Source organism: Streptomyces thermocarboxydovorans (assembly GCF_039524635.1).
GTDB classification, from domain to species: domain Bacteria; phylum Actinomycetota; class Actinomycetes; order Streptomycetales; family Streptomycetaceae; genus Streptomyces; species Streptomyces thermocarboxydovorans.
This window is the reverse complement of record NZ_BAAAGU010000062.1, coordinates 26,382-34,016: the sequence shown is the minus strand read 5'-3', so window position 1 is coordinate 34,016 and position 7,635 is coordinate 26,382. Positions and strand designations below refer to the sequence as shown.

General features: G+C 70.1%; 10 protein-coding genes. 2 read left to right on the top strand and 8 right to left on the bottom strand.

The annotated features are described in order from the left end of the window. Positions 1–168 precede the first annotated feature (168 nt). On the top strand, positions 169–507 hold the full coding sequence (locus ABD198_RS25300) for a MazG-like family protein (RefSeq protein WP_344006030.1): 339 nt from the start codon (positions 169–171) through the stop codon (positions 505–507). A 125-nt stretch (positions 508–632) separates the two neighbouring features. On the opposite strand, the gene ABD198_RS25295 is transcribed toward ABD198_RS25300, so the two are convergent. Both ABD198_RS25295 and ABD198_RS25290 read right to left on the bottom strand, forming a co-directional pair. Further along, on the bottom strand, positions 633–1,205 hold the full coding sequence (locus ABD198_RS25295; RefSeq protein WP_344006028.1) for a DUF4872 domain-containing protein: 573 nt from the start codon (positions 1,203–1,205) through the stop codon (positions 633–635). Then, a complete protein-coding gene (locus tag ABD198_RS25290) occupies positions 1,165–2,616 on the bottom strand; it encodes a B12-binding domain-containing radical SAM protein (RefSeq protein ID WP_344006026.1) in 1,452 nt (483 codons plus the stop codon). Before ABD198_RS25290 ends, ABD198_RS25295 begins: the two co-directional genes overlap by 41 nt. A 185-nt stretch (positions 2,617–2,801) precedes the next feature. Between ABD198_RS25290 and ABD198_RS25285 the strand changes: the two genes are divergently transcribed. Beyond that, on the top strand, positions 2,802–3,041 hold the full coding sequence (locus ABD198_RS25285) for a hypothetical protein (protein ID WP_344006024.1): 240 nt from the start codon (positions 2,802–2,804) through the stop codon (positions 3,039–3,041). Positions 3,042–3,143: 102 nt separating this feature from the next. Here the strand turns inward: ABD198_RS25285 and ABD198_RS25280 are convergent, their stop codons facing one another. The 6 genes from ABD198_RS25280 to ABD198_RS25255 all read right to left on the bottom strand — a co-directional run bounded on the left by ABD198_RS25280 (position 3,144) and on the right by ABD198_RS25255 (position 7,500). Beyond that, positions 3,144–3,959: a hypothetical protein gene (locus ABD198_RS25280; RefSeq protein WP_344006022.1), complete on the bottom strand. Its 816-nt coding sequence runs from the start codon at positions 3,957–3,959 to the stop codon at positions 3,144–3,146. 186 nt (positions 3,960–4,145) lie between these two features. Next, entirely contained in the window at positions 4,146–4,286 is a 141-nt protein-coding gene (locus ABD198_RS25275) for a hypothetical protein (RefSeq protein ID WP_344006020.1), read from the bottom strand. 129 nt (positions 4,287–4,415) lie between these two features. After that, positions 4,416–5,549 (bottom strand): site-2 protease family protein, encoded by a 1,134-nt coding sequence (locus ABD198_RS25270; RefSeq protein WP_344006018.1) that lies wholly within the window; start codon positions 5,547–5,549, stop codon positions 4,416–4,418. Positions 5,550–5,778: 229 nt separating this feature from the next. After that, positions 5,779–6,039 (bottom strand): ComF family protein, encoded by a 261-nt coding sequence (locus ABD198_RS25265; protein WP_344006016.1) that lies wholly within the window; start codon positions 6,037–6,039, stop codon positions 5,779–5,781. After that, the gene (locus tag ABD198_RS25260; RefSeq protein WP_344006014.1) at positions 6,005–6,304 is read right to left on the bottom strand and encodes a hypothetical protein; all 300 of its coding nucleotides are present in this window, start codon (positions 6,302–6,304) and stop codon (positions 6,005–6,007) included. The genes ABD198_RS25265 and ABD198_RS25260 overlap by 35 nt, the downstream gene beginning before the upstream one ends. 233 nt (positions 6,305–6,537) lie before the next feature. After that, complete coding sequence (locus ABD198_RS25255) at positions 6,538–7,500, bottom strand: DNA-processing protein DprA (RefSeq protein ID WP_344006012.1); 963 nt, start codon at positions 7,498–7,500, stop codon at positions 6,538–6,540. Between the last annotated feature and the right edge of the window lie 135 nt (positions 7,501–7,635).

The following is a 7,635-nucleotide window of genomic DNA, read 5'->3' as shown; positions in this document are numbered from 1 at the left end:
CGCCGCCCTCCTCCGCCTTGCAGCTGCACGCACCAGACCCCGCTCACCGGTGCTGACAAGGCGCCGGCGATTCCCGCGGGCTGATCCAAACGAAAGGCCCTGGCGACGCTCGAGGACCGCGACAGGCACCGGCGGGTGTTGTCGGTGCTGTCTGCCACCCTGTGCGCCATGAGCGATCACACGCCCGGCCTCTGGGACTCCATCGACGATCTGCACACCTGGCTCGACAGCCACCGCCCGGTCGGCGGCCGGGAGGGCCTGCTGCTGCGCATCCTGAAGCTGTCCGAGGAGGTCGGCGAGGTGGCCCAGGCGGTGGTGGGGGCCACCGGGCAGAACCCGCGCAAGGGCACCACCCACACCTGGGAGGACGTGCAATCGGAGCTGTGCGACGTGGCCGTCACCGCCCTGATCGCCCTGCGCACGCTCACGCCCGACGCCCGCGAGGTGTTCACCCGGCACCTGGAGAAGGTGACGGACCGCTCGCTCGGCGGGACGGGCACGGGCTGAGGAACGGCGCGGGCCAGGCAAGCCCGTGCGGACCCGCGGCGCGGGAGCGCAAGCCCGTGCGGACCCGCGGCGCGGGAGCGCAAGCCCGTGCGGACCCGCGGCGCGGGAGCGCCGGGGCCGGCCGCTCAGCCCGTCAGCTCCAGCAGACGCTGCATCAGATGCCGCTCCTCCTCCGCGGCCTCGTGCACCATCGTCGACGCGCTGTGCAGGCACTCCCGCGAGGAGGTGGCTCCGGCCTCGCGCACCAGGCCGGCCACATCGGTCCACTTCTTCGACACCCCGCGATAGGCGTCCGAGATCTCCTGGAACTCGCCCACGCCGGTGAGTTCGGCCGTCTCCGCGAGGAACTCCGCCCACATCATGCGGAACAGGCCTCCGCCGGTCCCCGCGTCCTCCATGATCGTGGAAATCTCGGGCAGGCCGGTTTCGGGGGATTCGAGGTCGTCGAGCCACTGCGGCATCAGATCGGCGACCTTGTGTATTCCCTTGAATCCGAAGTTGGAGACCGGCGGACTCAGAATGTTCTGCGCGGACGCCCTGATGCCTTTGCGGGCGGCTTCCCCGAGATCGGGAAGGCCGCCCTTGAGGGGTTCCAGAGTGAAGGCGCGATTGCGTGAACTCATCGGGCCCCGGGGGTCGCGCGCGGCGGCGAGTGATTCACCCGACGCCCATTTCAGGCCGAGCGGCTTGGTTTCCACCAGGGCGAAACGGTCGTCCTCGTGTCCGACGCAGGCCACATAGTGCGCGGCGAACCGGAAGTCGTCGGTGGAGTAGTCGAGCAGATAGCGGTCCAGTTTGAGGCCGACGACATTTCCGGAGTCGAGCTCCGGTCGTACAGGTTCTGGCCGCGCAGCCCCACCACAGGTACCAGTTCCGGTGGCTGAGGTAGGCGTTGCGGACGTGGTCGAGGGTGTCGCGGTCGGCGAGGATCGCGGGCTCCACGTAGAAGGCGGGGACGAAGGTGCCCTGGTCCTCCTTGAGGATGCCGGCCTTGACGGCCTGCTTCTGGAGCTTGGTGCCGCTGAGGATGCGGATGCCGAGGTTGGCGTAGATCTGGGCGGGGTTGAGGTACTTCTCGGTGAAGCGGATCGACTCCCGCAGCGCCTGCGGGGTCTCCCCCGGCCCGCCGAGGAAGATGCAGTGGGTGTGCTCGATGGGGCTGGCCGTGAACAGGCGGTCGACCTCGAGGACGCGGGCCATGTCGAAGCCCTTCATCAGGTCGGCGAGGGCCTCGTCGGTGAGGGCGTCGGTGCCGAGGTCGACCCGGATGCAGCCGGCCGCGTGCAGCAGTTTCACGAACTCCGGTGTGACGGCGTTCGGGGTGAGCTGGCAGTACCACGGCACATCGAGGCCGGCGCGGATCATCTCTTCGCACACCTCGGCGGCGTACTCCATCGGGTAGTTGAAGGTGGCGTCGACGATCTCGAACTCCTGCACGGCCGGGTTCTCGGCCATGGCCCGCTGGATCTCACCGACCACCTCGGCCGGCTCCTTGAACCGGTCGCCCTTGCCCTCGGTCTTGCGGATGATGCAGTAGGAGCAGAACAGCTTGCAGCCGCGCTTGGTCTGCAGGGTCTCGATGGCCGGCTGGTGGTCGCGGGTGAGGTCGGAGGCGGCGGAGACGCCCTCCTCGAAGTACCGGGGGTCGTAGACGGACCGGTCCGGCTCCAGGGCGCGCAGGTCGAAGGCGGAGCTGGACGGGTTCTGGCAGAACCTGCCCTGCTCGTCGAGGTAGCACAGCCCCGGGACCGACTCCAGGTCGCCGCCGTGCTCCAGGTAGTCCATCAGCTGGACGATGCCGGCCTCGCCCTCACCGGCGATGCCGTAGTCCGGCTGGGCGTACTCGAAGAACGACAGCGGCTCCACGGAGAAGCCGGAGCCGCCGAGGACGACCGTGGCGTCGGTGTACTTGCGCACGCACTGGACGATCTTCTCGGTCATCGGGCCGAAGAAGACCGGGTCGATGAAGGTGAGGTTGTCCAGGTTCCGCACGGCGATGCCGACCACGTCGTACCGCTCGGCGGTCAGCCGCTCCCGGACGTCCGGATGCTCGGCGAGGTACGTCATCGCGCGCCTGCGCGCCTCCCCCGCCATCAGCGGATAGGCCACTCCGTCCGGCCGACGCGGACGGTGGCCGGGTGCGGAAGTTCCGCAGCCGACCTCCTGCGGAGCGCCGCGACGGTCTTGTCCGACAGCCCGACGATCCCGGCCAGGCGCCGGTTGGACCACTCGGGGAAGTCGGCCAGCATCTGCAGCGCCGCGGCCTTGCGGTCGGCCAGGGTGAGCGGCAGGCCGTGACTGCTGTTCAGCTTGACGGCGAGTACATGGCCAACCCGGCCGGCCCCTGGGACAGCGAGACCGTCGCCCACTCGGACATCGCCTCGGGCCTGGCCCTGGCCCTGTCCGTCATCACGACGATGCTCACCTGGGTCTTCATCAAGGCGGAGTGGCTGCGCACATGGTGGTACACCATCCCGGCGGCGTTCACCGCCGCCACGCTGCTGAGGCTCACTCTGCTGGCACCCGAGCTGTGACCACGGACGACGTGGACACCGTGACGAGCCGATGGGCTCCGCCTCTGGGCCCATGCCGAAGTCCCCCGACCGCAATGCGCGGTCGGGGGTTGCCTCTTGCTGTCACCGCTCTCTGCCGTCTTGATCGTCGGGTGCGGCCCGGTCGTCGATGACGATGTGGACGGGGTCTGCTCCGTCTCCCCGGTGGGGGCGGGTGACGATCTCCTGGACGGTTTCGGTGAGCCGCTCGTGCAGATGGGCGGCGATGGCCCGGGTGCCTGCGTCGTCGGCGGTGTGACTGACACGGTGGAGACTGGTCAGCGCGGCGACGAGGCTGGGTCCGGAGACCTTGGCGAGGATCGTCCCCGCGGCGTCCTGGACTTCGGCAGGCAGGTGGAAGTGCTGGTCCTGACCTGCATGCTTGACAAGGAACTCCCACGTGTCGCGGTGGGCGTGGAGGGTGGCGGCGGAGATACCGGCAGCTGCGCGGAGCACCTCCAGGTCTTGTTCGTCCTCCTGTCCCGGCTGCGGTTCCGGGTCGGGGGTCGGCTCGGGCGGGACGTCGGCGACAGGAGGCGGTGGCGGTGGCGGTGCCACCGGCGCGGGTTCCTGTTCCGACACCTCGGCTGCCGGTGGCGGGGCGGTGCGGAGTTGTCCTTCGAGTTGGTTGATGGCGCCACGGATGCCGACGAGTTCGTTGCCGATGTTGGCGACGGGTCCGGTGACGATCTCGCCGGTCCGGTCGAGTGCGCTGCGGGCGACGGCTCGGATCTCTGCGAGACCGGTGGTGATGGCGGCGGTGGTGTCCCGCCGGATCTGGTCGATGGTGTGCTGCTGATCGGTGACTTGCTGTTTGAGGGCGGCGAGGTCAGTGGCGAGATCCGTGAGTCGCTTGGTGATCTGGTGGAGTTGAGCCCTGTCTGCACTGCCGAACAGCACGTTCCCCCCTTGCGGTCACTGGTGACCTTGAAAGGGTGATGTGGGGGCAACATGTCGACAAGGGCGCAAATCGGCCACCGGGGGTGGGCGAACGCCGCCTGCTCCACCCACAGATCAGGCGGCTGACCGAGCCGGGGCTCGACTCGCCGAGGTACGGGACCTGCTCGCGGACGACGCCCGCCGTGATCAGTCCTCGGGGGACCCGTCGTCCGGCCGGTAAGACCTGTTCCACGTGGCGCCGCAGCGGCAGTGAGCGCTTTCGAGCAGTTCGCCGTCGTCGCCGACGCCGGTGACGTCCCAGATGCGGACGTGAATGTGTTCACCCATCGTTTCTCCTCGTAATGGGCGCAAGGCTACGCAGCCGCCCGCCGAAATGGGAAGGATCCTCTCACATGGTGAGATTCGCCCTGGATTCGGCCGCGCGCGGGACCAGCGGGGGCGGACGGCAGGTCTGCCCTACGGCCGGATCCGGTCACCGGCGGCGGACGCGACCGTGGTGAGCCAGCTGATGACCCGGTTGATGTCGGACTGGGTGACGATGCCCACGAGCCGGTCGTCCGCCAGGACCAGGGCGCGGCGGGCCGGGCTCGCCTCGACGGCGGGCAGCAGGTCGACCAGCCGGTCCTCGGGACGCGCGGTCGGGAGATCGTCGAGAGGCACCAGCACATCCGCGACCGACGTGCGGTGGCGCTCGTCCACCGGGACCTTGCCGGCCCGGTGGACGCTGATCAGCCCGAGGGGCTGTCCGGCCGCGTCGGTGACCGGGAAGGCCGAGTGCCGGTAGACCCAGGCCGGGTCGCTCAGGAACTGCTGGACGGTGGTGGCCGCCGGCACGGTCTCGGGATCCGGGGTCATGGCCCTGCGCACCGGGACCGTGCCGAGCAGTTCCCGCATCCTGGCCTGACCGCCCTCGGCACTCGCCATGGCGGTCATGAACCAGCCGATCAGCATCAGCCACAGCCCGTCGACCGCGGCACCGGCGAACACCAGGAAGATGCCCGCGATGACGAACATCCAGCCGAGCACGCGGCCCGCGCCGGTGGCGACCGCGGTGGCCCGCAGCCGGCTGCCCGTGCGCCACCACACCAGGGCACGCAGCAGCCGCCCGCCGTCCAGCGGCGCGGCCGGGAGGGCGTTGAACAGCGCCAGCAGGACGTTGATCGCGGCGAGCCAGGCAAGCGCCTCGACCCACAGCCCCGTTCCGTAGGCCTGGCCGAACAGGACGGCCAGGAGCCCGAACACCACACCCAGCGCCAGGCTGACCAGCGGGCCGACCCCGGCGATGCGCAGCTCGGCCGCCGGGCTCGGCGCCTCGCTCTTCAGGCGGGCGACTCCGCCCAGCAGCCACAGCGTGATCTCGTCACTGGCCACGCCATTGCGGCGGGCGACGATCGCATGGCTGAGCTCATGGGCCAGGAGCGACAGCAGGAAGATCACGGCGGTGGCCGCCCCGGCCACGGCGTACAGCCAGCCCGACCGGCCCGGGTGGGCGTCGGGCAGCCGCCCGCCCGCCAGCCCGACGGCGATCAGGCCGAAGATGACCAGGACACTCCAGTGCACCCCGATCCGGATGCCTGCCACACGTCCCACAAAGATCGTCGCCTTCATTGCGGTTCGCCTCCGCAAGAGTGCGCCATTCGGTCAATTCCATGGTGCGGGGCCAGGGACGCTTCGGGCGAATGAACCGGGCTGCGGGCCGGGACACGGCGGAGCACGGGCGGCGAGCAGGCCCGAGCGCACATCCGAGCTACGGACATGAGGCACTGCGACCGGACCGATCACCGAGGCGGCGCCGTGCAGGCCCACCCGTGGTGAATCGTCATGGCTCGGGCAGTTCCCCCTGGCGGTCCATCCCTCGCCAAGGGGCGCGAGCGAGGACGAGGCCTCTCACCTCAGCCGCGCCCGCCTCGCGTAACAGGCGGGCGACGGCCTGCATCTGCTGGCCGGTGGTGAACAGGTCGTCGAAGAGGAGGACGGTGCGGTCCTGTACCCGGCGCTCGATGCGGATGGCCTTGGCGTGGGCGGCGGCCGCAAGGCGTTTGGCCTCACGGTTCTTTCCGGCCGAGCGGTCGGTGTCCACGGGCTTGACCAGGACCGGGGACGCCGGGAAAGGCCAGCGGCCAGGCCGCGTCCTCGACGGCGGCTGCCTTCAGGATCTCCTCGATGTGCCGGATCGGAGTGCGCCCCGTCCAGGTGGGATTGCCGACGATCAGATCGACGCCGTCCATCCGGTCCGGATTGCGCTCCATCCACCCGACGACCAGGCGCCCGAAGATGGTGGCCCACCCCCATGCCCCGTCGTACTTCAGGCGCCGCACCGCGTTCTCCAGGCCGCCTGAGAACATCGCGACGGCGTCGACCCAGCTGAACCCGCGTTCGTCCGGAGGCAGTGCGCATAACGCGTTGGAGCACCGGCGTGCTGCCCCGAGCGCCTGGCTGCACACTGGGCAGTGGGCGTCGGGGACGGGTTCCAGGGAACGAGCCGCGCACGTGGCACATATGGCGGCGCTGCCTCCCAGGTAGTACGGGCAGCGGGCGCAGCGCGGGAAGCCAAGGGGTTCGAGCCCCTCGACGTGTCTCACAGGATGGCCAGCGCGAGCTGCTGGCGCTGCTCACCCGCCTTGCGCATCTGTTCCGCTCCGGCCAGCCCCTCCAGTACGTCGGTCAGCTCGTCGACCACGGTCGCGCGCCCCTCCTCCAGCATCTTCGCCGCCCATGGCTGAGCCACGACCAGGGAGCGCAGCAGGAACCCGCGCTTTCCGTGCTCGGACGCGATACGCGCCTGCATCTTCGCGCCCGAGGTGCGGGAGGCCTCGATGACGACCGTTCCCTGGGTGAAGCCGCTCATGGTGACGTTGCGGCGGGGGAAGGTCCAGCGGGCCGGGCCGGACGTGGGCCAGAACTGGGAGACGAGGGCGCCGCCCTCGGCGACGATCCGTTCGGCGAGGCCACGGTTCTCCGCCGGGTACATGGGCGCGGCGATCCCCGTGCCGATCACGGCCACCGTGCGGCCGCCCGCGTCGAGGGTCGCCGTGTGGGCCGCGGTGTCGACGCCACGGGCCAGGCCAGAGGTCACCACGACCGAGTGCTCGGTCAGTCCCCGGGCCATCCGCGCCGCCCGTCTGCGCCCGTCCTCGCTCACGTCGCGCGTCCCGATGACGGCCACGGACCGGGCGTCCCGGTCCTCCAGGTTCCCGCGGACCCAGAGGCAGGGGGGCAGGTCGGGGATCAGGCGCAAGTTCGCCGGATAGTTGTCGTCCAGGACGGTGACCAGGCGGGCACCGGCCCGCTCGGCGGCCTCCACCTCGGCGGCCACCCTCGCCTCCTCGTCCTGGAGGGAGCCGAGTGTCGCACCGAGCAGGGCCTCGGCCTTGGCGGCCGCCTTGGACTTCTCAGGCACCCGTCCTCGGTACAGCTCGTCGAGCCCTCCCGGTCGCTGCGCGACCCTGGCCAGCAATTTCCAGTCAAGGGTCTCGCCCTCGTGCCTGAGGGCACAGAGCAGGAGCAGACGGTGCTGCCTGTCCGTGATCGTCGTCTTCATCCTTCTACTCCGTCGCACATGTTCGAAGGACGCAGGGCGTCTGGTTCCGCGGTCTCGGCGCGTCGCCTCAGTATCACCCGGCAGCGCGGCCCTCGTGGCCCGAACAGAAAATAGCTCACATGTTCTATTTTCTCA